The 20,447-nt window shown below is 60.7% G+C and carries 26 protein-coding genes; 23 read left to right on the forward strand and 3 right to left on the reverse strand.

Annotated elements, in window-relative coordinates; all coding sequences use genetic code 11:
- Positions 1-136: 136 nt before the first annotated feature.
- The 3 genes from CK627_RS00565 to CK627_RS00575 all read left to right on the forward strand — a co-directional run bounded on the left by CK627_RS00565 (position 137) and on the right by CK627_RS00575 (position 1,974).
- A complete protein-coding gene (locus CK627_RS00565; RefSeq protein WP_157737147.1) occupies positions 137-358 on the forward strand; it encodes a hypothetical protein in 222 nt (73 codons plus the stop codon).
- Positions 359-438: 80 nt separating this feature from the next.
- The gene (locus CK627_RS00570; protein WP_095591453.1) at positions 439-1,494 is read left to right on the forward strand and encodes an ImmA/IrrE family metallo-endopeptidase; all 1,056 of its coding nucleotides are present in this window, start codon (positions 439-441) and stop codon (positions 1,492-1,494) included.
- Positions 1,495-1,974, forward strand: coding sequence for a PIN domain-containing protein (locus CK627_RS00575; RefSeq protein ID WP_095591454.1), 480 nt, complete (start codon positions 1,495-1,497; stop codon positions 1,972-1,974). It begins immediately after the preceding gene.
- A 35-nt stretch (positions 1,975-2,009) separates the two neighbouring features.
- On the opposite strand, the gene CK627_RS00580 is transcribed toward CK627_RS00575, so the two are convergent.
- The 3 genes from CK627_RS00580 to CK627_RS00590 all read right to left on the reverse strand — a co-directional run bounded on the left by CK627_RS00580 (position 2,010) and on the right by CK627_RS00590 (position 5,151).
- Positions 2,010-2,261: an Ogr/Delta-like zinc finger protein gene (locus tag CK627_RS00580; protein WP_095591455.1), complete on the reverse strand. Its 252-nt coding sequence runs from the start codon at positions 2,259-2,261 to the stop codon at positions 2,010-2,012.
- 65 nt (positions 2,262-2,326) lie between these two features.
- Positions 2,327-3,340 (reverse strand): phage portal protein, encoded by a 1,014-nt coding sequence (locus CK627_RS00585; RefSeq protein WP_095591456.1) that lies wholly within the window; start codon positions 3,338-3,340, stop codon positions 2,327-2,329.
- Positions 3,337-5,151, reverse strand: a complete 1,815-nt coding sequence (locus CK627_RS00590) for a terminase ATPase subunit family protein (protein ID WP_095591457.1) — start codon at positions 5,149-5,151, stop codon at positions 3,337-3,339. Before CK627_RS00590 ends, CK627_RS00585 begins: the two co-directional genes overlap by 4 nt.
- A gap of 175 nt (positions 5,152-5,326) precedes the next feature.
- On the opposite strand from CK627_RS00590, the gene CK627_RS00595 reads away from it, so the two are divergent.
- The 20 genes from CK627_RS00595 to CK627_RS00680 all read left to right on the forward strand — a co-directional run bounded on the left by CK627_RS00595 (position 5,327) and on the right by CK627_RS00680 (position 20,425).
- Positions 5,327-6,190, forward strand: coding sequence for a GPO family capsid scaffolding protein (locus CK627_RS00595; RefSeq protein WP_095591458.1), 864 nt, complete (start codon positions 5,327-5,329; stop codon positions 6,188-6,190).
- A gap of 10 nt (positions 6,191-6,200) precedes the next feature.
- Complete coding sequence (locus tag CK627_RS00600; protein WP_095591459.1) at positions 6,201-7,277, forward strand: phage major capsid protein, P2 family; 1,077 nt, start codon at positions 6,201-6,203, stop codon at positions 7,275-7,277.
- A gap of 3 nt (positions 7,278-7,280) precedes the next feature.
- The gene (locus CK627_RS00605; protein WP_095591460.1) at positions 7,281-8,006 is read left to right on the forward strand and encodes a phage terminase small subunit; all 726 of its coding nucleotides are present in this window, start codon (positions 7,281-7,283) and stop codon (positions 8,004-8,006) included.
- 172 nt (positions 8,007-8,178) lie between these two features.
- Positions 8,179-8,640 (forward strand): head completion/stabilization protein, encoded by a 462-nt coding sequence (locus CK627_RS00610; protein ID WP_095591461.1) that lies wholly within the window; start codon positions 8,179-8,181, stop codon positions 8,638-8,640.
- On the forward strand, positions 8,637-9,161 hold the full coding sequence (locus tag CK627_RS00615) for a phage tail protein (protein ID WP_174704167.1): 525 nt from the start codon (positions 8,637-8,639) through the stop codon (positions 9,159-9,161). Before CK627_RS00610 ends, CK627_RS00615 begins: the two co-directional genes overlap by 4 nt.
- On the forward strand, positions 9,158-9,844 hold the full coding sequence (locus CK627_RS00620) for a phage virion morphogenesis family protein (RefSeq protein ID WP_095591463.1): 687 nt from the start codon (positions 9,158-9,160) through the stop codon (positions 9,842-9,844). Before CK627_RS00615 ends, CK627_RS00620 begins: the two co-directional genes overlap by 4 nt.
- A gap of 4 nt (positions 9,845-9,848) precedes the next feature.
- Positions 9,849-10,973 carry a DUF2586 domain-containing protein gene (locus tag CK627_RS00625; RefSeq protein WP_039040908.1) on the forward strand — a complete coding sequence of 375 codons (1,125 nt, stop codon included), beginning with the start codon at positions 9,849-9,851 and terminating at the stop codon, positions 10,971-10,973.
- A gap of 3 nt (positions 10,974-10,976) precedes the next feature.
- A complete protein-coding gene (locus tag CK627_RS00630; protein WP_039040909.1) occupies positions 10,977-11,432 on the forward strand; it encodes a phage protein in 456 nt (151 codons plus the stop codon).
- A gap of 9 nt (positions 11,433-11,441) precedes the next feature.
- A complete protein-coding gene (locus tag CK627_RS00635; RefSeq protein WP_039040910.1) occupies positions 11,442-11,651 on the forward strand; it encodes a TraR/DksA family transcriptional regulator in 210 nt (69 codons plus the stop codon).
- A 23-nt stretch (positions 11,652-11,674) separates the two neighbouring features.
- Positions 11,675-11,986 (forward strand): phage holin, lambda family, encoded by a 312-nt coding sequence (locus tag CK627_RS00640; RefSeq protein WP_095593433.1) that lies wholly within the window; start codon positions 11,675-11,677, stop codon positions 11,984-11,986.
- 1 nt (position 11,987) lies between these two features.
- Positions 11,988-12,467 (forward strand): TIGR02594 family protein, encoded by a 480-nt coding sequence (locus CK627_RS00645; protein WP_095591464.1) that lies wholly within the window; start codon positions 11,988-11,990, stop codon positions 12,465-12,467.
- Positions 12,464-12,895 (forward strand): hypothetical protein, encoded by a 432-nt coding sequence (locus tag CK627_RS22990; protein ID WP_095591465.1) that lies wholly within the window; start codon positions 12,464-12,466, stop codon positions 12,893-12,895. Before CK627_RS00645 ends, CK627_RS22990 begins: the two co-directional genes overlap by 4 nt.
- Positions 12,822-13,022: an Rz1-like lysis system protein LysC gene (gene lysC / locus CK627_RS22950; protein WP_254425337.1), complete on the forward strand. Its 201-nt coding sequence runs from the start codon at positions 12,822-12,824 to the stop codon at positions 13,020-13,022. Before CK627_RS22990 ends, lysC begins: the two co-directional genes overlap by 74 nt.
- The gene (locus CK627_RS00655) at positions 13,019-13,282 is read left to right on the forward strand and encodes a putative phage tail assembly chaperone (protein ID WP_095591466.1); all 264 of its coding nucleotides are present in this window, start codon (positions 13,019-13,021) and stop codon (positions 13,280-13,282) included. The genes lysC and CK627_RS00655 overlap by 4 nt, the downstream gene beginning before the upstream one ends.
- Before the next feature lie 50 nt (positions 13,283-13,332).
- Complete coding sequence (locus tag CK627_RS23225) at positions 13,333-13,467, forward strand: DUF6890 family protein (protein ID WP_411431567.1); 135 nt, start codon at positions 13,333-13,335, stop codon at positions 13,465-13,467.
- 15 nt (positions 13,468-13,482) lie between these two features.
- Positions 13,483-15,243: a phage tail tape measure protein gene (locus tag CK627_RS00660; protein ID WP_254425338.1), complete on the forward strand. Its 1,761-nt coding sequence runs from the start codon at positions 13,483-13,485 to the stop codon at positions 15,241-15,243.
- Complete coding sequence (locus CK627_RS00665; protein ID WP_095591468.1) at positions 15,243-15,566, forward strand: DUF2590 family protein; 324 nt, start codon at positions 15,243-15,245, stop codon at positions 15,564-15,566. Before CK627_RS00660 ends, CK627_RS00665 begins: the two co-directional genes overlap by 1 nt.
- Positions 15,563-16,750, forward strand: coding sequence for a baseplate J/gp47 family protein (locus tag CK627_RS00670; protein WP_095591469.1), 1,188 nt, complete (start codon positions 15,563-15,565; stop codon positions 16,748-16,750). Before CK627_RS00665 ends, CK627_RS00670 begins: the two co-directional genes overlap by 4 nt.
- Positions 16,743-17,423, forward strand: coding sequence for a phage tail protein (locus CK627_RS00675; protein WP_095591470.1), 681 nt, complete (start codon positions 16,743-16,745; stop codon positions 17,421-17,423). Before CK627_RS00670 ends, CK627_RS00675 begins: the two co-directional genes overlap by 8 nt.
- Positions 17,423-20,425, forward strand: a complete 3,003-nt coding sequence (locus CK627_RS00680) for a phage tail-collar fiber domain-containing protein (RefSeq protein WP_095591471.1) — start codon at positions 17,423-17,425, stop codon at positions 20,423-20,425. Before CK627_RS00675 ends, CK627_RS00680 begins: the two co-directional genes overlap by 1 nt.
- The last annotated feature ends 22 nt before the right edge of the window (positions 20,426-20,447 follow it).

The raw sequence follows: 20,447 nt of genomic DNA on the forward strand, positions 1-20,447 counted from the left end.
CACTCGATATCCACTCCACTATCTGCCGTATGCAGAGGACGCTGTTTATCTGTGAATCGCGGCCCTCGTTTCACGTGCCAATCTGGTGCAGGATGTGACGTAGAGCACAAAATTGTTGGGCCAGATCCGAGGGGTTATGATGACCAAGGTAACGACATCAGCGAACGCAATAGGGGGCAATGTGCAAACAGGCATCAATACCGAAATCTATAGCTCGATCCAGGATATCGCGAGGGTGACGCCGGACCTGAAACTGGCAGACCGGGAGGGGATGTGCCGGGCGATCACCACGCTCTGCGAACTGGGCATGCGGCTGGAAGAACAAGAGCGCACCAACGGCGGGTTAACTGAAGCGTGACCGGGCACAATGGTCGACAAACATACACATCACGGTTTATGATTTACCATATTTGGTAAATTTCATAAACCGGAGTCAGTATGATTGGGGAACGGGTAAGACGTGCTCGTGCCGCTGCCGGCTTGTCGATGCAAGCCTTGGGAGAGAAAGTTGGCGTGTCTGCCAACATGGTAAAAAAGTATGAGCATGACCAGAGCATGCCCTCTTCTGCCGTGCTGTTAAAGCTGGCTGCGGCCCTCAATGTGCGTACCGAGTTCTTCTTCCGCCCCTCTGTCGTGACTTTGGCAAACGTCGAGTATCGTAAGCGCTCAACCACCCCTGCAAAAATCATCCAGCAGATCGAAGGGGATGTGCTGGATCAGGCTGAACGTTGGAAGACCCTTGCCGATCTGTGGCCCAATTTCCCCATCCCACCTTTTGCATACAATGCCCCACTTCCGACCATCCATGGTTGGGACGACATTGAGGCATTTGCCGAAAGCGTGCGTGAACATTGGCAGCTTGGGGTAAACCCGATTCCCAACCTGATTGACCTGCTGGAAACCAAGGGGATTTTGGTCATTGTTACCAAGGTGGAGCAAAGTAATAAGTTTGACGGTCTGCAAGCCCACATTGGCGACCAACCGGTTATCGTAGTCTCAGCACATTGGCCAGGTTGCCGCCAGCGCTTTACCTTGGCCCACGAGCTCGGCCACTTGCTGATGCACAATAAATTGCCGGCAGACATGAACGAAGAGCAGGCCTGCAACCGCTTTGCTGGCGCCTTCCTGTTCCCTGAATCCGAGGCTATTGCCCATCTTGGCAGCCCTCGCAAAAGTTTGGAGCCAAAAGAGCTCTATCTGCTTAAGCATGAATATGGTCTGAGTATGGCGGGTTGCCTTTATCGGGCCAAAGACCTCGGGATAATCACCGAAGCACGCTGTAAGGACCTCTATCTCAAGTATTTCGTTGGCCAAAAATGGCGGGCGGGGGAACCTGGTGCGCCCTACCCACAAGAGCACACCTGGTTGTTCCAACAGTTGGTTTACCGGGCTGTGTCGGAAGAGATCATATCTGAATCAAAAGCCGCCGAGCTGTTGCAGATGCCACTGATTAAGCTGCGGAGATCGCGCATCATGCAAGGTGAGGCCATGTAAATGCAGTTGCTGATCAGTGACGCCAATATCCTGATTGATATGGAGGTCGGGCTGTTGCTTGACCGCATGTTCCAACTGCCTTTTCAGTTCATGACACCAGACGTATTGTTCGAGGAAGAGCTGAAAGATAGCCATCCTCATTTGCTGACGCTAGGTCTGCGGCTCGGCGAGCTTAGTGCAGATAGCATAAGCACTGTGTTTGAACTCAATGGGACATATGGCGGCCCAAGCATTCATGACTGTTTCGCCCTCGCCTTAGCAAAACAAGAATGTTGCCCACTTCTGACCGGTGACCGCGCCCTAAGAAATGCGGCGGAGAAAGAAGCTGTGGTGGTGATGGGGACACTGTGGGTTGTGGAGCAGATGGTGGTACATAGCATTCTGACCAAAGAGGATGCCTTAAGGGCTTATGACACCATGAGGGCCAACGGTAGCCGTCTTCCGTGGGATAAAGCCAAACAGCGCATTGAAGATATTTAACGCTTCGCCACATTCAATCACGAAAGCGAGGGGCGCTACTGCGCCCCCAGTCCTTTCAGTACCAACTGCCGCCCCTCTGGCGTCAGTGAGCCAATAAGACCCAGCACCAACTGGTTTGTCGTCCTGGCCGACGGGCTCAGCGTATGGGTGAACGACAGCGTGGCTACCCAGCTATGACCACACTCCGCATCAGTGCACTGACAATAGAGATCAGAGACCTCATTGCTCAGCCGATTGGTCTTGGTAATACGGCCTCGCTGGCCACACTCTTTGCAAAAAACCCGCATCACCCCTCCCGATAAATCGAAATATCAATCACCAGGTTGCATCTTACACCAATAAGACTGTGTTTTTATACAGCAGACCCTATCGTTTCTCGAAACGTGACCCACAACGCCCGGGGCAGGCCAGCGCTGTTGATGGCGTCCTGCACCAGCTCACACAGCGGCAGCACCTCGTTCCTGGAATAGGTGGCATCGTACTTCTCGGGATCCCCGAGTCCGCCGCCGTTGATCGGGATGATGCCGGCCAGCGCCGCCGGAAAGCGGTGCGCCGTCAGCACGTCCTGGGAAGTGATCCCCTTGATGGCCGCGAACTCGTCCTTGGTCGCGATATCCCCCACCGGGATCAGCTTGATGCCATCGGGCTTGCCGTCCGGGATGTTCACGAACATCGAGCGGAAGTTCCCCACCCCCTTGGAGTTGGCGATCATCTCCTTCATCTCCTCCTCGGTGTCGTCGTCCATGTTCGGGTCGGTCGCGTAGAAGATGAACCCCATGTGGGCGCCGTTGAGGAAGTATTTGCGCCGAAACAGGGTGGCATCCTGGTTGAGCAGGGCAGACTGCAAGCCGCCCAGGTAGTCGGGCATGCCATAGACCTGCTGCTCGGGGTCATACTGGGCCAGCCAAATCACATCATCCGGGTGGTAAATCAGGTTCTGCCTGCCCTGCTGCAAGTAGACAAAGCAGCCATCCTCGCGCCGGCGCAAGTAGACACTCGAGAGCGGGTGCAGGGCGACAACTTGCCCAAAGGCGTTACGGATCTTGAGCAGGCCAGCATCACCGAACTGCAGATAGTTGTGCACGAACGCCGTGATGGTGGCGCGCTGGTTGTTGAAGCGGCCAGCCACCATGTTACGGCGCGCCATCAGAATAGCGCCGTGGTGGGCGTTGGCCCGGGCCACCTTGGCCAGCCCTTTGCGGTCGATAGGGGGCTGGTAGTATTCCCCATAGGGGTTGTAAAACACCCCGGTGTAGTCGGTCATCCAGGCCGTGGGGTCGATGGCCTCCGGCATGCTGAACACCACCGAGGGCCGAGGGGATGAGGCGGCCGCCTGGGCCGGTTGTTGTGTCTGTAGCTTGGTCATGCTGCCTTCTTCTCTTGGCTGGTTGCCCAGGTGGATTTTCGTTTGCGGGTGGTATCGAGTGGCTCATTGGCCACGGCGTGGGCGATGGCAAAAAACACGTCGGCGTGTCCGGTCACGTTGTCCCGAGCGGCACGGAACGTCATCTGGCCGCCGCCGGTAGTGCTGCGCTTGATGGCGAGGAAGGCAAGCGGGATGTCCCGATCCGAGCTGTCCCACTCGATGCGGTTTGCCTCCACCACATCGATCATCTTGAGGACCAGCCGCGACTTGCTCTCGATGCTGTAGTTGATGGGGTGGCACACCCCTTTGAAGACCGGCTTCAAGAGGTCAAACACCCCGGAGCCGATGCCAGAGACATCGACCCCGAGATAGGTGACCCGGAACTTCTTGGCGATGCGCTCGATCTCCTGCGCCTGGAACTGGAAGTTGAGCCCGCGCCAGTAGTGCTTTTCCAGCACCCGGAAGCGCTCGCCGGCGACGGTGGGCGGGGCGACCACCACCAGGGTGGCATTGTCGCGGGTGCGGCTAGGGTCATAGCCCATCCACACCTCGCGCCGCCCGAACGGTTCAGGCCGCCCGGGCTTGTAGTCCTCCCACCGGGTCGGGTCCACCCCTGCCCGCTCCATATCCTGAAACTTGAACACCGACAGGGCATCGTCGATAAAGCGGCACATGTAGAGGCGGTCGAACACCTCCTCCGGGTACTCGTCCTTGAGCTCCTCGATGTCGATGAGGTGGCAACCGAGGCGGATGGCGTCCTCGATGGTGATGACGTAGCGCCATTGCCTGTCAGGACAGACGCGGCCGCCGTCACGCAGGTCATCTTCGCCTGGGAAGTCGATCGCCACCCGGCTTGGGCGCTGCCCCTTCCAACGCTCCCCGGTCCAGAAGCGATAAGCCTCGTGCACCTTGCTCGATGGCGTCGAGAAGTAAGTCTTGCGCCAGTGGCTCTGGGTCGCCATGGCACTGGCCACATCAGACAACTTCTCGAAATTGGGTATCCAGAAGTATTCGTCGATGTAGACGTTGCCGGAACGGGACTGGGCACTGTTGGAGTTGGTCGAGCAGAAGTGCAGCTCGGCCCCGTTCGACAAGACGATGGGGTTGCCGGTCAGGGTGACGCCCAGGAAGGTCTGGGCAATCTTGCAGATGTAGGAGCGGAACACCTCCGCCTGGGCTCGGGTCGCGGACAGGAAGATCTGGTTGCCGCCGGTCAGCACCGCATCTTCCAGAGATTCGCCGGCGAAGTAGTAGGTCATACCGATCTGGCGGGACTTCAAGATGTTTCTGGTACGCGGCAGCGCCGGGTCGTTCTTGGCCTCCCGCACCCGCAACTGATAGCCAAACAGGGTGCCCAGCCACTCGGTAAAGTCATCGGCCGTCAGGTGGCCGATCTCGTTCTTGGCCTTCTTGCCGCCCTTGCGGCTGCCGCCTGCCTGGCGGTTTTGCTCACGCTTGCCGCGACTTGGCCCGGGCTCATGCCCCTGCTCACGCTGGACCTTGAGGGCCTGCTCGCGCTCGGCCCACTTAAGCGCCTTCTCTTTGAGGTTGACATGGTGGCCGATGAGCCTGTCCAGCTCCTCCTGCTCGCCCGGGGTTTTCTTCTCCCGGTGCAGCAACACCTGTACCCGGCGATTGATGGCATCCTCGACCGCTTCCTCGGTCAGAAGGTCACGCCAACCGAGCTTTTCGGCCCAGTAGTAGATGATGCGACAGGAGTTGAGCCCCAGTTCGTCCTTGATCTCCTGGGGTGTCCATCGTTTAAGGTAGAGTCCCTTCGCCGCATTGCGGATCTCTTCGGGGTACGCCACGGCGCCTCCATCCGGTGAATGATGGCGCCATCATAGCCAGCCCCCTCCCCCCACTTATCCCACTGATGTTCTGAGCAATTCGGATTTCCTGCTGGATCCGAATCCCGCCGAACACCATAGCGTGAAACCCCCTTGCCGACCCGATAGCCTGAGCCCGCATCACTTGGGAGTAGGCATGAACACATCAACCTTGAGAACTGGCTGGGTCTGTATCGCCACCGAAGGGACCACCGTCGATGGCAGGGAGATCACCGCTGCTTGGCTGACTGATATGGCCGAGACCTACGACCCGGAATACTACACAGCACTGATATGGCCCGAGCACGACCGCTGGGCAAACTTCGGCTATGTGCAGGAGCTCAAGACCGACGTCGTAGATGGCAAGCTCAAGCTGTTCGCCATCCTGAGCCCGACCCGGGATCTGGTTTATTACAACCAGGTTGGCCAGTACCAGTTCTGTTCCATCGAGCCACAAGAGCAGTTTGCCGATCTGGGCCGCACCTATCTGCGCGGCCTGGGCGTCACCGATGAGCCTGCCAGCACCGGCACCACCCACCTCAAGTTCAAGAAGAAGGGCGAGTCTCGCCTGATCGGTACCAGCGAACCGCTGGATCTCTCCATGTTCAAGCTGCCCAAGCACGAAAAGGCCGATGGCCTGATCGCCAAGTTTTTCAGCTTCCTGGCCAGCCACGGCGAGCAAGCCCCCCAATCACCCCCCAGCCAACCCGAGGATGAGGAAATGACCAAAGAACAGTTCGATCAGATGCTGGGGGCCATCAATGGCCTTGGCACCAAGATCGATGGTTTCAGCACCAAGCTGGAAGCCAAACCGGACACCACCGCCCAGGTGACCGACCCGGCGAAAGAAGAGAAGACCGGCATCAGCGCCGAGCAGTTCAGCAAGCTGGAAGAGACCCTGGCCGGTCTGGCCAGCACCGTCGGCGAGCTGAAAGGCCAGGTCGACAAGTTCTCCACCGAAGTGCCGGGCCAGCGCCCGGGCGCCATCGGCGGTGACGACACCACCTATCAAGTTTGTTAAGGAGCATCCAGTGAGCCAAACCCTGACTGTTCAGGCCGAACAGCGCCTGAACAAATACTGCGATGCCCTGGCCAAAGCCTACGGCATCGACATCAGCAAGCTGGACAAGCAGTTCAGTGTCACCGGCCCGGTGGAAACCACCCTGCGATCTGCCCTGCTCGCCTCCGTCGAGTTCCTTGGCCTCATCACCTGCCTGGATGTGGATCAGATCAAGGGCCAGGTCGTGCAGGTTGGCGTGGGTCAGCTCTACACAGGTCGTAAAAAAGGTGGTCGCTTCAAGGGCAAAGTCGGTGTGGATGGCAACACCTACGAACTGACCGAGACCGACTCCTGCGCCTCGCTGGATTGGGCCACCCTCTGCACCTGGGCCAACGCCGGTAGCGAGGGCGAGTTCATCAAGCTGGTCGGCGAGTTCGTCAACAAGGCGTTTGCTCTCGACATGCTGCGGGTCGGCTGGAATGGCGTGTCTGCAGCCGATGACACCGATCCGACGCAGAACCCGCTGGGTCAAGACGTCAACAAGGGTTGGCACCAGATCGCCCGCGAGTGGAAAGGTGGTAGCCAGATCATCAAGGCAGCGCCTGGCGAGAAGATCTACTTCGACCCGGACGGCAAGGGCGAGTACAAGACCCTGGATGAGATGGCCTCCGACCTGATCAACACCACCATCGACCCGCTGTTCCAGCAAGACCCCCGTCTGGTGGTGCTGGTCGGTACCGATCTGGTCGCAGCCGCTCAGGCCAAGCTCTACAGCGAAGCCACCAAGCCGAGCGAGCAGATCGCCGCCCAGCAGTTGGCCAAGTCCATCGCCGGGCGCCGCGCCTATATCCCGCCCTTCTTCCCGGGCAAGCGGATGGTGGTCACCACCCTGGACAACCTGCACTGCTACACCCAGCGCGGTACCCGCAAGCGCAAGGCGGACGACAACCAGGACAGCAAGAGCTTCGACAACCAGTACTGGCGCATGGAGGGCTATGCCCTGGGCGAGCACAAGGCATACGGCGGCTTTGAAGAGGCCGACATCGAGATCGGTGCTGATCCGGCAGTTCTCGCCGCCGAAGCTGCCGCTCAAGCGGCCCAGGGCTAACCCATGAGCTCACCCGGTCAACGCCACAAACAGCGTGTACTCGCCATGCAGGGGGCCGAGCAGGCCGCCTGCTCTGGCATGGCCACCGGCGCGGTGGCCGACAGCCTGCACCTGCAACTGATTGCCCTGGAGCAGGACATCGTCAGGCTGCGCAAGCTGGCCCGCATCGGCGACCGGGTGAACATGAAACGCGATGAGCTGATGCCCAAGTACCGCCCCTATGTGGAGCGCTATCTGGCCGCCGTTGCTGAGTCCGGCCAGCCCTATCAGAACGAGCTGTTTCAGCGCCTCATCATCTGGGCTTTCGATGTGGGCGACTTCGACGCCGGCATCGCCTGGGCGGATCTCGCCATCGCCCAGGGCCAGCGCACCCCGGCCAACATCAAGCGCGACTGGGCCCACTTCGTTGCCGACACCGTGCTGGAGTGGGCCGAGAAGCAGGCGGCCGAGGGGCACGCCGTCGAGCCCTGGTTCTCCCGGGTGTTCGACAAGGTGCGCAACGAGTGGCGCCTCAACGAACGGCTGACCGCCAAGTGGTTCAAGGCTGCGGGTTGCCTGCTGCTGCGCGACCACGACGGACAGCCCCGCCCCAGCGCCGTGGGGGATAGCGCCACCCTGGAGCAGGCAGACCACTGGCTGGCCCAGGCCGACAAGCTGCACGGCAAGGTGGGCGTCGGCACCTTGCGCCAGAAGATTGCCATGCGCCTGCGGGCGCTGAATCCGGAGTAACCGACTCTCCGCGCCGTCGCACCCCGGCGGGGAGGATAGGCCAGCCGCAAGGCTCGCGCCGAATCCTGCGATCCGTGGCTACAGGGGTGCACCTTTTCTCGCCGCGCCATCGGCGACCCGGGCAATCGGGGCAGTGGTGTTCACATTGGCAAGCATCAACAGGGGTCCAGACATGTTTGCAGGCAAGGACATCAACTACAGCGCCGCCACCATCCGCAATGACGGGTTCTGGCCGGATGTGGCCGTCGCCGACTTCGAACGCCGCCGCGCCCTGCCTGCCGATCTGGACCAGCAGACCACCGGCGCCGCCTTGCTGGCCGCCATCTCTGAAATCAACCTGCAGCTCGCCAGCCATCAGACAGCGCTGCAGGGCAAGGGCTACACCACTGCCGCCGAGGTACCTGGGCCCAGCCTGGAAGGTGACAACAACGCCCTGACCGAGCAGTACCTGGCCGCCGTCTTCGCCCGCGCCAAGGCCGCCTTGCTGCCGGAGTTCGCCAGCGTCACCGAACGGGCCACCGCCAACAACCAGGTGGAGCGATCCCCGGACCAGCGTGCCCAGTTGCTGGCCGAGAGCCAGCAGCTGGTGCGCAGCATCAAGGGAAAGCACCGGGCGGGGGTATCGCTGATATGAGCGCAGCCATGAACGAGCAGCAGGCCCAGGGATACTTCCTGCAGGCACTCCACGCCGAGTTACTACGGGTGCTGCCGGGCAAATGCCACAAGCGCCTGGATAGCTGGATGGAGAACGGCACCATCAAGCTCGAACCCAGGAACATGGGGCCCACCGGGGTGGATGTAGCCTGGCTCACCTACCAGGCGGTGTTCACCATCGAGCAACTGCCGTTTCGAGAGCTGGATCCGGCCATTCTGCTGGCGGCTGTCGCGGCCTGGGTGCAGGAGCACGACGACTTTCGCGAGCAGCTCGACCTGCCTGATCCCGAGTACGCTGTCACCCCGAACGACGAGCAGACGGCCGACCTCGAGATCCAGCTCCCCTTCGCCGAGCCGCTGCGCCTTATCGAGCACCCGCAAGGGCCCATCAACTGGCTCGGCAAGCGCTGGAACGTGGCCCCCTATGACATCTGGGTGGCCGAGCACATCGACCTGAACGTGGGTGATACCGGTCAGCACCGGGTCGGGGGCCCAGCATGATCACCATCACGCTCGACGCGCACCGCGGCAAAGACCAGCTCAACCTGCTGGCCCTGCCACCCAAGAAGCGCAAGCGTCTGGTGTGGCGAGCCGCCAACGAGATGAAGAAGCTGGCAGCCCGCAACGTGCGCCAGCAGCAAGACCCCAATGGCAATGCTTGGGCACCGCGCAAGCGGGGCAAACGCAAGATGTTACGTGGCCTGCCCAAGCTGTTGCAGATCCGCGAGCCTCGCCAGGACGTGGCAGAGCTGGGGTTCACCAAGGGCACCATGAGCGCCCACGCAGGGGTCATCGCCAACACCCACCAGAAGGGGCACACCTACAAGGTGACGGCCGCCAGCCGGCGCCGCATTGCCCCCAGTGATGTGGGGAAGAACAAGCAGGCCAGCAAGGCACAGGCCCGCAAGCTGCGCGAGCTTGGGTTCAAGCGTCCTGGCAAGCGCAAGCGGGCATACCGCTCGGCATCGCTGGGTTGGATCACCGCCAATCTCAACTACGCCCAGGCGGGGTTGCTTATCAAGAAGCTCAAGGACGAACCGGTGAAAGAGAGCTGGGAGATCCAGCTACCAGCCCGCCCGTTCCTGGGCGCCAACGCCAGGCAAAGGCAGCAGGCCTTCGCCCGCGCCTTGCAGAGCATCGATTACGGCTGGGACGTCAACAAGCAAGACATGAAGGGGAAATAACGGCATGTGGCCTTATGTACAGATCAACAACTTGAACCAGATGCAGGGGCCAGTGACCGAGGTCGAGCGCCACCTGTTGTTCATCGGCAGTGCCGCCAGCAACACCGGCAAGCTGCTCTCACTCAACACCCAATCGGACTTTGACACCCTGCTGGGTGAGGGTGACAGCGAGCTCAAGACCAACCTGCTGGCCAGCCGTGACAACGCAGGCCAGAACTGGACGGCGGCCGCCTACGTGCTGCCGGAAGATGGCGACTGGCTGGCCGCTGTGCGAACCGCCCAGCAGACCCAGTCGTTTGAAGGTGTCGTGGTGCTGGGTCAGGAGTGGGACCAGGCAGGCATCAATGCCGCCCATGCGCTCAACCAGGAACTGATCGCCAAATGGGGGCGCTGGCAGTTCATGCTGCTAGCGGTACCGGGCATCGTCTCCGCTGGTGAGGGTGGCCAGGACTGGAGCGAATACGAAGCCACGCTGGCCGCCCTGCAAGACGGTATCGCCGCGAGCTCGGTTTCTCTGGTGCCGCAACTGTGGCCCAACCTAGCTGGCGTCTATGCCGGTCGCCTGTGCAACCGGGCGGTGAGCATCGCCGACAGCCCCTGCCGGGTAAAGACCGGTGCCCTGGTGGGACTTGGCAACAAGCCGGTGGACAAGGCCGGGATCACGCTGCCGCTCGCCACCCTGCAGACCCTGGAGCAGAACCGCTACTCGGTACCGATGTGGTATCCGGACTATGACGGCACCTACTGGGCCGATGGCCGCACCCTGGATGCCGAGGGCGGCGACTACCAGGTGATCGAAAACCTGCGGGTGGCCTACAAGGTAGCTCGCCGGATGCGCCTGCGGGCCATCGCCCGCATCGGGGACCGCTCGTTCAACTCCACCCCGGGCAGTACCGCGGCCGCCATCATGTATTTCGGCAAAGACCTGCGCGAGATGGCCAAGGCCACCACCATCAACGGCCAGCCGTTCCCGGGCGACATCGCCTCCCCCAAGGATGGCGACATCAGCATCCAGTGGACTGCCAAGAACCTGGTCTCCGTCTACGTGGTGGTGCGCACCGTGGACTGCCCCAAGGGGATCACCGTCAACATCATGCTCGATTTGAGCCTCAACAACGGGGAGGGCTAACCCATGACCAGACGCATTTCAGGCCAGAGCTTCGACACCACGCTGATGGGCACCATGGTCCATGTCGAGAAAGCCAGTCTCTCCATCACCGACAACAGCGCCGTGGCCCAGACCCGGGGTATCCCGGATGGCTTCGTCGATGGCGATGTCGCCGCCGAGGTGGAGTTCGAGCTCGATGCCAAGAACTTCACCCTCCTGAGCGATGCAGCCAAGCGGGCGGGGAGCTGGCGCGGCATGGCGCCGGACGACGTGCTGTTCTACGCCGACACCGGCGACGAAACCATGAAGGTGGAGGCCTTCGGCGTGAAGCTGCAGATCTCTGACCTGCTCGACGTCGATCCCAAGGGGGGCAGCAAGGGGGTTCACAAAATCAAGGGGTTCGTCACCTCCCCCGACTTCGTTCACATCAACGGCGTGCCTTACCTCTCCCAGGAAGACACCCGCCACCTGTTGGGTTAAGGAGGGAGCTTGGACGACATCGACCGCGCCACCCGTCACGCCGACCGCATGCTGGCGGCCCAACTGGCCAGCCAGGTGGGCAAAGGCAGTTATCAGGGGGAGAGCCGGCACCTGTGCGAAGAGTGCGACGACCCCATCCCGGAAGAACGCCGCCGCCATGTACCAGGGGTGCGCCTGTGCGTCCCCTGCAAGACCCGCCTTGAGAGGCTGGGCCGCTAATCAGAGCCACGGACATGAACAACATGCCTCATAAAGACCCGACCCTAGCCACCGCCTTGCTGGCCTGGCTGATGGACAACTGGCCCGCCGTCTATGGGGCCCTGCTGGCACTCGCCATCGCCTTCCTGCGCATCACCTATGCAGGCGGACGGGGTCGCCGTCGGCTGATCGAATCCCTGCTGTGCGGCCTCATCACCTTGGCGGCAGCTACCGGGACCCACCTGCTCGGGATCCCCCAGGAGGCCACCCCCTTCCTGGGCGGCGTGGTGGGGCTGCTTGGGATCGACATCATCCGGGACCGGGCTGCCCTGATTTTCAACAAGAAGGAGGGCTGATATGGCTCTGCGCTGGCTTGACGAGGCTCGTAAGTACTTGGGCCTGAAAGAGATTAAGGGGACCAAACATGCCCAGGCCATTCTCGACATGTGGAAGGCGATCAAACGGGGCGGCATCAAAGACGATGAAACCCCGTGGTGTGCCGCTTTTGTCGGCGCTTGCCTGGAACGGGTTAGCATCCAGTCCACCCGCTTCGAGAGTGCCAAAAGCTATCTGGGCTGGGGCGAGAAACTGGATCGCCCCGTGCTGGGCTGTGTGGTGGTGTTCACCCGCGACGGTGGCGGTCATGTGGGGTTCGTGGTGGGCAAGTCCACCTCCGGCAACCTGCTGGTGCTGGGTGGCAACCAAGGAGATGAGGTGAATATCCGCGAATTCCCGCTGACCCGTGTCACCGGGTACCGCTGGCCCCTCAATGAGCCGCTGCCGGTGGGTGATCTGCCTGTTGGTACTCCGGCCCAGCTGTCGATGGGTGAAGCATGAGCACGCTCAGCAAGGTGCTGGGGATCGTGGGCCTGCTCCTGGTGCTGACGCTTTATGTCACCCATCGCCGCACGGTGGACATGCAGCGCACCCTGACCGAGCAGCAAACCACGATCACCAATCTGCAGACGACCAACGACCAGCAGGCCACCGAGCTCCAGCGGCAGCAGTTGATAACGAAGGGCCTGCGCCTGCTGCTCAACAACCAGAACGCCGCCTTGGCCAAGCTCGACAACCAGAACAGGAAAACAGCCGATGAACTGCAACAAGCCCTGGCCACGCCGCCAGCGGGCCGCCCGGATTGCGCTCGCGAGCCTTTGCCTGCTGGCGCTCTGCGCCTGCTCCAGCCAACCGTTGAGCGTGGTGCAGACCCGGGTGGTAAAGCGGCTGCCACCGCCGGGGCTGGTGCCCAACTGCCCGGAGCCTGAATTCACGGGGAGCACCTACGGCGATGCCGTGCAGTTTATCCCCACCTTGCAGACAGCGCTGCGCCGCTGCCAAACCCAGATCACCACCCTGACCAACTGGATTGAACAAGAGGAAACAACCCCATGAGCACACCGATCATCACCCTGGAAGTCGCAGGCAAAGAGCTGAAGTTTGCCCCGACCATGGTGGCCTACAACGGCTTTCTCAACGACATGATGCCGACCGACAAGGTGGCACCGGCCCACAACTACCTCAAGAAGATCGTTTGCCAGGAGAGTAAGGCAGAGCTCGATGACCTGCTCAAGCGGCCAGGCGCAGCCCTGCAGTTGGCAAACGCAGTCAACGCCGAGTTCGCCCCCGAGCTGGACATCACCGTAAAAAACTGACGGCGCGTGCCGAGGCCATCGAGCGCAACCAACTGGAGCAGGTACTGGCGCTGCGCCGTTACTACCTGCCCCATGAGGATGACGACCTCGACAGCCTGGCCCGCGCTATGTGGATAGACAAGCACCACCGAGAGTCCAACGCCGCCGCCGTGGCCGAGGGCATTGCCAAAGCATTCAACGGGTAACGACTGATGGCCTGGATGGAAAAACTGATGATGCAGGTGGCCCTGGTTGACCAGGTCACCAAGCCCCTTGCCGGCATCAACGCCCAGATGGACAAGGTCAGCAAAGCGGGCCGCCAGGGCTGGAGCAATATGGCCATGGGAGCAACGACCGTCGCAGCAGGCGGCATGGCGATCCAGGCTGCCCTGGGGCCTGCCATCCAGATGGATCAGGCGCTGCAAGATCTGCATGCCGCAGGTGTGGGAGAAGCTGCGCTCAAGCAACTCAGCCACACCGCGCTCAAGTTCAGCGTGGATTACGGCAAGTCCGCCATCGAGGTGCTGGGTTACACCGCCGAAATGCGCCGCGCCATGCCGGCCCTGCCAGAAGCCATGCTGGACAGCGTGACCAAGACCTCCGCCATCCTGGGGGCCGCCACCAAGTCCGATGCAGAGACGGTCGGCCAGTATTTCCGCATGCTCTACAACAACCAGCGCCAGGCAGCAGACGCCATGGGCCCGGATGTGTGGGCACAACAGGTGGCCGGAATGACCAGCATGGTCACCAGCCAGTTCGGGGTCGGCATGGACAAGCTGATGGCCTCCGTTGAAGGCATGCACTCCCTCCCCTCCACCATGGGGGTGGCGATGGAGGAGCAGCTGGCCATCTTGGCCATGTTGCAGACCAGGATGAGCGATGGGGATGCCGTCACCCAGTTCACCAACCTGCTCGAAGGAGCCACCAATGCCCAGAGCAAGCTGGGGGTCGCCATGCTGGACAGCCAGGGAAGGTTGCTGCCTATCCAGAAGATCCTGCAGAACATCCAACCGCTGATCGACAAGATGGGGGGCGCCAAGGCCTGGGCTCTGCTTGACGATGCCGGATTGGGGGATGGCGCCCTGTTGCTGCAGCAACTGATCGGCGATGCCACCACACTGGACAAGACCCTGAGCAACCTGCGCGGCGTGAGAGGGCTGGATGCTGCGAATGCCAAGGCCAAGACCATGGCCAAGTCATGGGAGCGGCTGAACGCGTCCTGGGAGGCGATCCGGATTGCCGGGTTCAGCGCCATTATGCCCGCAATCAATGCCGTGCTGGGCACCTTCGCCGATGGTGCAGGTGTGGTGCTGCGCTGGACTCATCTATTCCCGAATCTCACCAAGGTAGTGAGTTATGCCCTGCTCGCCATTGTAGGCCTGAGCATGATCACCGGCACCTGGATGTTGGTCGCAGGGCTGGCCAAGCTGGCGACCTTGGGGCTGGGCATCGCCTGGGCCGCCATCATCGCCCCGCTCAACCTGCTCAAGGCGGGACTGGTTACATTCCGCGCCATCCTGCTGGCCGTCAACATCGCCATGTATGCCAACCCCATCGGGCTGATCGTGGCGGGCATCGTGCTGCTGATAGGCGCTGTGGCAGCGGTCATCTACTACTGGGATGACCTGAAAAAAACATTCTCTGACTGGGGCGTGTTCCAACTGCTCGGCAAGTCTATCGACTGGCTCATCGACAAGCTCAACATGATCCCGGGCGTCAACATTGAGGCGGGCGCCATGCCGGACCTCAACCTGCCCAACCCCGAGAACATCAACGCACCGCTGGCACGCTATCGCCAGGGTGGTCAAAGCAACATCCCATCCGGTGGCATTGGCCAGCAACTGATCCAGGCCAACGCAGCAGCGACCACCGCCAACCAGAAACCAGCCAAAGTGCTGCACATCGGTGAGGTTCACATGACCAGCCAAAACCAGATGACCCCTGAGCAGATGGCTGAAAACGCATGGCTGGAGACTCCGTGATGAGCGATCCCAAGTACATCGACATCCTGGTGGTGGATGGCGCTTGGCAACTCGACGCCGGCGGCCAGCCGCGCCTCACCCAGGATCGGCACAGCATCGGCCAGGACATCAAGCACCGGATCATGGAGTCAGGGCTGGCCCGCAAGCTCATCGGCGAACGCAGCCCCACCCTGCGGGCGGATGTGATGACCGAGATCGAACTGCTGGTCGAGAACGACTTACGCCTGATCCCGGGCACCATCCTGATCCGTGAGGAGTCGCCGGAGCGCATCCTGGTCACGGCCCGAACCTATGAATTCGGCGATCTGGAGGTAACCCTGTGAACCTGCGCCCCACCGTGGATTTTATGGCCCTGCTGGCAAAAAGCGGGGTGCCGACAACCGAGGCGGCCATGGAGGCCGAGCTCAAGAAAGAGGTGGAGGCCGCCGGCTCACTCATCACCAACGACAGCGATGTGTCCCCGTTCTGGCGTCTGGTGCGCGGCGTGGTCATCACCCCGGCGCTCTGGCTGATCCGTACCCTGCTGGCGGGCCATGTGCTGCCAGCCAGCTTTGCCGCGACCGCCAATGATACCTATCTCGACCTCAAGGCTTGGGATGTGGATCTCACCCGTAAAGCTGCCCAGAAAACCCGGGGCCTGGTCAACTTCACCAAGGTCAATCCGGCAGAGGCCGTCACCATCCCGGCCGATGTCTGGATCACCACCGAGCGCATCAACGGCACCATCTATCGCCTGCGCCCCCTACAGGAGATGGTGAGCCCTGCCGGTGAGGCCGTAGCCAAGGTGGTCTGCGAGGCTGAGTTCGCTGGCAGCGCCTGGAATCTGGCCCCAGGTTATTACAACCTGCTGAGTAAACCGGTGACCGGCATCCTGTCAGCGCGTAACGCCGACCGCGATTGGGTCACCACACAGGGGGCCGATGCCGAGAGCAACGATGCTCTGGGGCTGCGCATTCAGAACCAGTTTTCTGCGGTAGGGCGCTACCACATCGACGCGATTTACCGCTCCATGCTCGCCAGCGTGGCGGGGATCCGCGCCGATCACATCTTCTTCGAGCACGACGCACCGCGGGGCCCGGGTACCGCCAATGCCTTCATCCTGCTGGAGGTGGGCACCACGCCGGCCAGCTTGATAGACAAGCTCAACGACTACGTGAGCAACCAGGGTAACCATGGCCATGGCGATGACCTGCAGGTTATGGCCATGCCGGAGACGGATCACACTCTTCACCTGGACCTGTGGCCTATCGATAACTTGACCGCAGAGCAGCGGCTGGCACTAAAACGGGATGTGGAACTATTGGTGAAGGCGGCATTCCGTCAATCTGCCGATTACCCCACTGTGACCCGCACCTGGCCCCAGTCCCGATTCTCACTGAGCCAGCTTGGCCGCGAGCTGCACCAGGCATTCCCCGAGATCAAGAGCCTGCACTTCACCGAACTGGACATCGTCTCGGGTCTCGATATCCCGCGCCTGAGCGATTTGGAGGTGTTCCTCCATGACTAAGACCACCGAACTGAATCACCAGGACAAGGCTCCTCTGCTGCCAGACAGCACCGCCCCATGGTGGGAAGACGGCAAGACCATCGCCGAGGGGGTGCAAGAACCAGCCTTCCTGGCCAAAGGCATCATGTCGTTCTGGCGTCGCGTGCGCGGCTGGCTGCTGCAGCCGCTGACCCAGCAAGACCCGATGACCTGCTCTGAAAGCATGCTGGCCCTGCTCGCCTGGGAGCGAGATATCACCCGCTTCAAGGGAGAGCCGCTCACCCTGTTCCGCAAGCGGGTGAAGTTCGCCTTCATCAACGCCCAGGATTCGGGAGAGGTGGCGGGGTTCAAGCGCATATTCGAGCGCCTTGGCATCGGTTGGTGTGAGCTGCGCGAGCGACAGGAAGGTACCCCATGGGATGTCATCACCATCGAGGTGGCCGACAGCGCTCTGGCGGAAAACCAGCAGTTGATGGAAACCCTGATCCAGCACTACGGCCGCACCTGCCGCCGGTACCGATTCCAGGTGCTCTATCCCGCCGTGGGCTACCTGCATGCAGGTCGCATTGACATGGGTCACCAGGTATTTGCCGCCACCATCAATAAACCAGCCTGCAAGGGGTACTTGCGCGCCGGTCACATCCATTTCATTCAACACGTTTACGGGGCCACCCTGCCCCGCAAGGAGTCCTGATGAGCCAGGTCATTACCAACGCATTCGAACAATATTGGCAGTCCAGCCTGGCCGCAGAACAACCGGTCGTACTGGATGAGTTCATCCTGGCTGACATCCCTAATCTGGATATCACCTCCCCCATCGACCCTGACGCCGGCCTGCCGCCGGAAAGCCAGATCGTGCACCGTCAGAACGTGGACCAACGCGGGCGTATCAACACCAATGCAGTGGCCTACTCCATCGTGATGGATACCACGGTCGGCGACTTCTCGTTCAATGCTATGTACCTGCGCAACAAGGCCAACGGCGTGATCGGGATGATCGTCTACAAGGGGCGCGAGACTAAGCTCAAGACCGACCAGACCACCGGCCAGACCGGCAACTCCCTGGTCAAGTCCATGCTGATGGGCTACGACCAAGCCGCCGAGGCAACCCTCACCCATGTTGATGCTGGCACCTGGCAAATCGACTATGCCGCACGCCTTCGCGGACAGGATGAAGACCTGCGCCAGCTGGCCAGCCAGCTCTATGGCCATCACACCTTCATCGGTGACGGCTTCAAGGTGGTGCAGCAGGATGGAGCCCACCAAGTCACCCCGGGCGTAGCCATCATCGGCGGCCTGCGCATCGAGCTGAAAGCGCCGGAGGTAATCTATCCGGGGTCCAAGCCGATCGGCGTCTGGGTGGACGTCTACCGCGCAGGTTCGCTGCTCTCCGAGCACCAGAACCACTTCACCATCATCACCAGCGTGGCAGACCTAGCCGACCATGTAGATAGCAGCGGCTATCAGCACTACGTGGCCAAGCTGGGCACCGTGCAAGCCGACAACACCGTTGTGGATGGGCGGGGTAATACCGGCAGTGGTGGAACAGGCTCCATTCCTGACACCTTCGCCCTCTGGAAGCGCTCGATGGCTGAGGCGGGATACCATGTTGTGGATGGCAGTTTTGAAGCTGGAGGCATACTTCTCTCGGGTAAGGATGTGTTGCTGCATCATGCGGGAGGAAAGGCGTATTCAGGCAGCGGGCCATATCCTCAAACTGTTGATAAAGGAACAGACCCGACTGCTGCAGGAAATGGTTATAAGGCCGAAGATGCGGCTTTGCTGCGCGTGCAATTGTCTGCCGAAGGCGGTGAAAAGCTTGTGGCTGGGTACGCAAATATCGAAGCTATGCAGGGCGATACCGGGCTTGCAGTTGGCAACGTAGTATCGACCGGTGGAACTCGCTGGAAGATCGTATCCACGCCGACTCCGCTTGCTTTGCAGGGTGGGTTGTTTGCTGAGTTGATTGGCGATCTGTTTATCGGCGATTTCCAATCCAATGAAGTAGCCAAGCTCAATGCGTATATCACCAGTGGTCTCGCCTCATCCTATCCAACCAGAGCAGCAGTGGAAGCGTACAAATACTCCATGCGCCCGATCACGGTCGTGTTCAATCGCAAAGTTACTAGTGCCGTGCCACTGCTGCTGATGCACCACGTCAAATATCAGCGCCAGGGCGCTGGCCTATATTTTAATCGGTCCATGCAATCGGGTATGCATTACGCCCCAGCCAATCTCAACTCCTGCGCCACCGAACCGGTCATCTTCGAGCTCTCTGGTGGGGTGTTCGTGCGAAAAACCGGCGTATTGCTGGGAACCCCGGATAACCCGGTCGGCTCTGACTCCGACTACATCACCCTGTCCGATGGCTGCGACGTGAGTTTTGACGCCACGACCACGACGGGCGTGAAACTTGGCTTCAACTTCGCCTGTTGCCCCGGTATCACTGGCGATAAGCCCTCGATGGGCGTGGCTGAGCAAGTGGGGGATGCCATCTCGGTGCCAAAGGTGGCTATGCTGCTCAGCAAATCGTGGTCGCACAGCATCGACAAAGCCAAGCTGCGCTCATCTCAGCAATCCATCGTCTACTCCGGCGCCAATGCCGGGGGTGTTGTCACACAACCCTATTGTCAACGTGATGGGACGCTACTCAATGATGCAATGCCGTATTCCTATCCAGAGGCGGTGTCAGCAGGTAAAAACGGGTCTACAGCAATCACGATATTAGGGACTCTCGATTTCACCATCGACACTCCGATACTAGAAAACTGGAAATACCCAATCTCTGCAACAGGCGCCGATGTGACGATATGCGACCCACATATCGAAGGCGATGTAGCTGAGCACAACGTAGTGCTACTCAACTCCTATATCGATATCGATAACTGGTCAGGCATGCTGGCCACGGGCACGGGCGTGATGTTCCATTCCTTGGGCCAAGACGGGGCAGATAGGGCGGTCATTCTTCGCGGCATGGCGATGCGGCTTGGCGCGGTAGCTGGCCTAGTCGGCGGGACGTACACCAGAGCATTTCTCATTATTGAGGATGTCAGTGGTGCGGTTACCGATTTTGCAAAAATGGGCGACTGGGCAGCGGTACGCCGGTTTGACCTGTCCATAGCGCGGTCCATTTATGTCGATGCTGTGAATGGTAGCGATACCAACATGGGCCTGACTTCTGCAAAGCCGGTTAAAACCATATCGACGGCAATTAAGATCCTCAACACCATCAACCGCCTTAGCCCTGCGCAGCCGATTACGGACATAAATCTGAAAAGCGATGTCACCATTGACGCCATCACCCGGGCCTATAAACCTTTCGCTATATGGGGGGCGTTCACATTGACAGCGCAAGCGGAAGCCTACATCGAGCTGTACAACTGCGGCATGGTGCAACTCAGGCAGCCGGCCATCAATGCTGTCGGTGCTGCTGCGATCCGTCACTTAGGGGGGCAATTAACAATCCTTTGTGACTCGACCACGGTAACCGGCGTGGCTATCTGTCAGACCGCCGGGGCGGGATCATTACATATGAACGTCAACGGCGGAAACACGACAGGCATCAGTAAGTATGTTGATGGCAGCGGCGAGACGGCGGTAACGCTGATCGTCAACAGCGCCTCCAGAAACACTGGTATTGACACCACTCCTACCGGAGCAAATCAGCTAGTCGTCGCCAAAAGGATGCTGCCTTAATGGCTCTATCCGCCATGAGACA

The sequence above is a fragment of the Aeromonas dhakensis genome, assembly GCF_002285935.1.
Taxonomy (GTDB): Bacteria; Pseudomonadota; Gammaproteobacteria; order Enterobacterales; family Aeromonadaceae; genus Aeromonas; species Aeromonas dhakensis.

Bases quoted from the DNA above. Each gene is read 5' to 3' on its own strand.
- CK627_RS00630 (WP_039040909.1), top strand. From the start codon at position 10,977: ATGACCAGACGCATTTCAGGCCAGAGCTTCGACACCACGCTGATGGGC.
- CK627_RS00625 (WP_039040908.1), top strand. From the start codon at position 9,849: ATGTGGCCTTATGTACAGATCAACAACTTGAACCAGATGCAGGGGCCA.
- CK627_RS00610 (WP_095591461.1), top strand. From the start codon at position 8,179: ATGTTTGCAGGCAAGGACATCAACTACAGCGCCGCCACCATCCGCAAT.
- CK627_RS00640 (WP_095593433.1), top strand. From the start codon at position 11,675: ATGCCTCATAAAGACCCGACCCTAGCCACCGCCTTGCTGGCCTGGCTG.
- CK627_RS00565 (WP_157737147.1), top strand. From the start codon at position 137: ATGATGACCAAGGTAACGACATCAGCGAACGCAATAGGGGGCAATGTG.
- CK627_RS22990 (WP_095591465.1), top strand. From the start codon at position 12,464: ATGAGCACGCTCAGCAAGGTGCTGGGGATCGTGGGCCTGCTCCTGGTG.
- CK627_RS00645 (WP_095591464.1), top strand. From the start codon at position 11,988: ATGGCTCTGCGCTGGCTTGACGAGGCTCGTAAGTACTTGGGCCTGAAA.
- CK627_RS00615 (WP_174704167.1), top strand. From the start codon at position 8,637: ATGAGCGCAGCCATGAACGAGCAGCAGGCCCAGGGATACTTCCTGCAG.
- CK627_RS00595 (WP_095591458.1), top strand. From the start codon at position 5,327: ATGAACACATCAACCTTGAGAACTGGCTGGGTCTGTATCGCCACCGAA.
- CK627_RS00680 (WP_095591471.1), top strand. From the start codon at position 17,423: ATGAGCCAGGTCATTACCAACGCATTCGAACAATATTGGCAGTCCAGC.
- CK627_RS00570 (WP_095591453.1), top strand. From the start codon at position 439: ATGATTGGGGAACGGGTAAGACGTGCTCGTGCCGCTGCCGGCTTGTCG.
- CK627_RS00655 (WP_095591466.1), top strand. From the start codon at position 13,019: ATGAGCACACCGATCATCACCCTGGAAGTCGCAGGCAAAGAGCTGAAG.
- CK627_RS00585 (WP_095591456.1), bottom strand. From the start codon at position 3,340: ATGACCAAGCTACAGACACAACAACCGGCCCAGGCGGCCGCCTCATCC.
- CK627_RS00620 (WP_095591463.1), top strand. From the start codon at position 9,158: ATGATCACCATCACGCTCGACGCGCACCGCGGCAAAGACCAGCTCAAC.
- CK627_RS00605 (WP_095591460.1), top strand. From the start codon at position 7,281: ATGAGCTCACCCGGTCAACGCCACAAACAGCGTGTACTCGCCATGCAG.
- CK627_RS00575 (WP_095591454.1), top strand. From the start codon at position 1,495: ATGCAGTTGCTGATCAGTGACGCCAATATCCTGATTGATATGGAGGTC.
- CK627_RS00665 (WP_095591468.1), top strand. From the start codon at position 15,243: ATGAGCGATCCCAAGTACATCGACATCCTGGTGGTGGATGGCGCTTGG.
- CK627_RS00675 (WP_095591470.1), top strand. From the start codon at position 16,743: ATGACTAAGACCACCGAACTGAATCACCAGGACAAGGCTCCTCTGCTG.
- CK627_RS00660 (WP_254425338.1), top strand. From the start codon at position 13,483: ATGGAAAAACTGATGATGCAGGTGGCCCTGGTTGACCAGGTCACCAAG.
- CK627_RS00580 (WP_095591455.1), bottom strand. From the start codon at position 2,261: ATGCGGGTTTTTTGCAAAGAGTGTGGCCAGCGAGGCCGTATTACCAAG.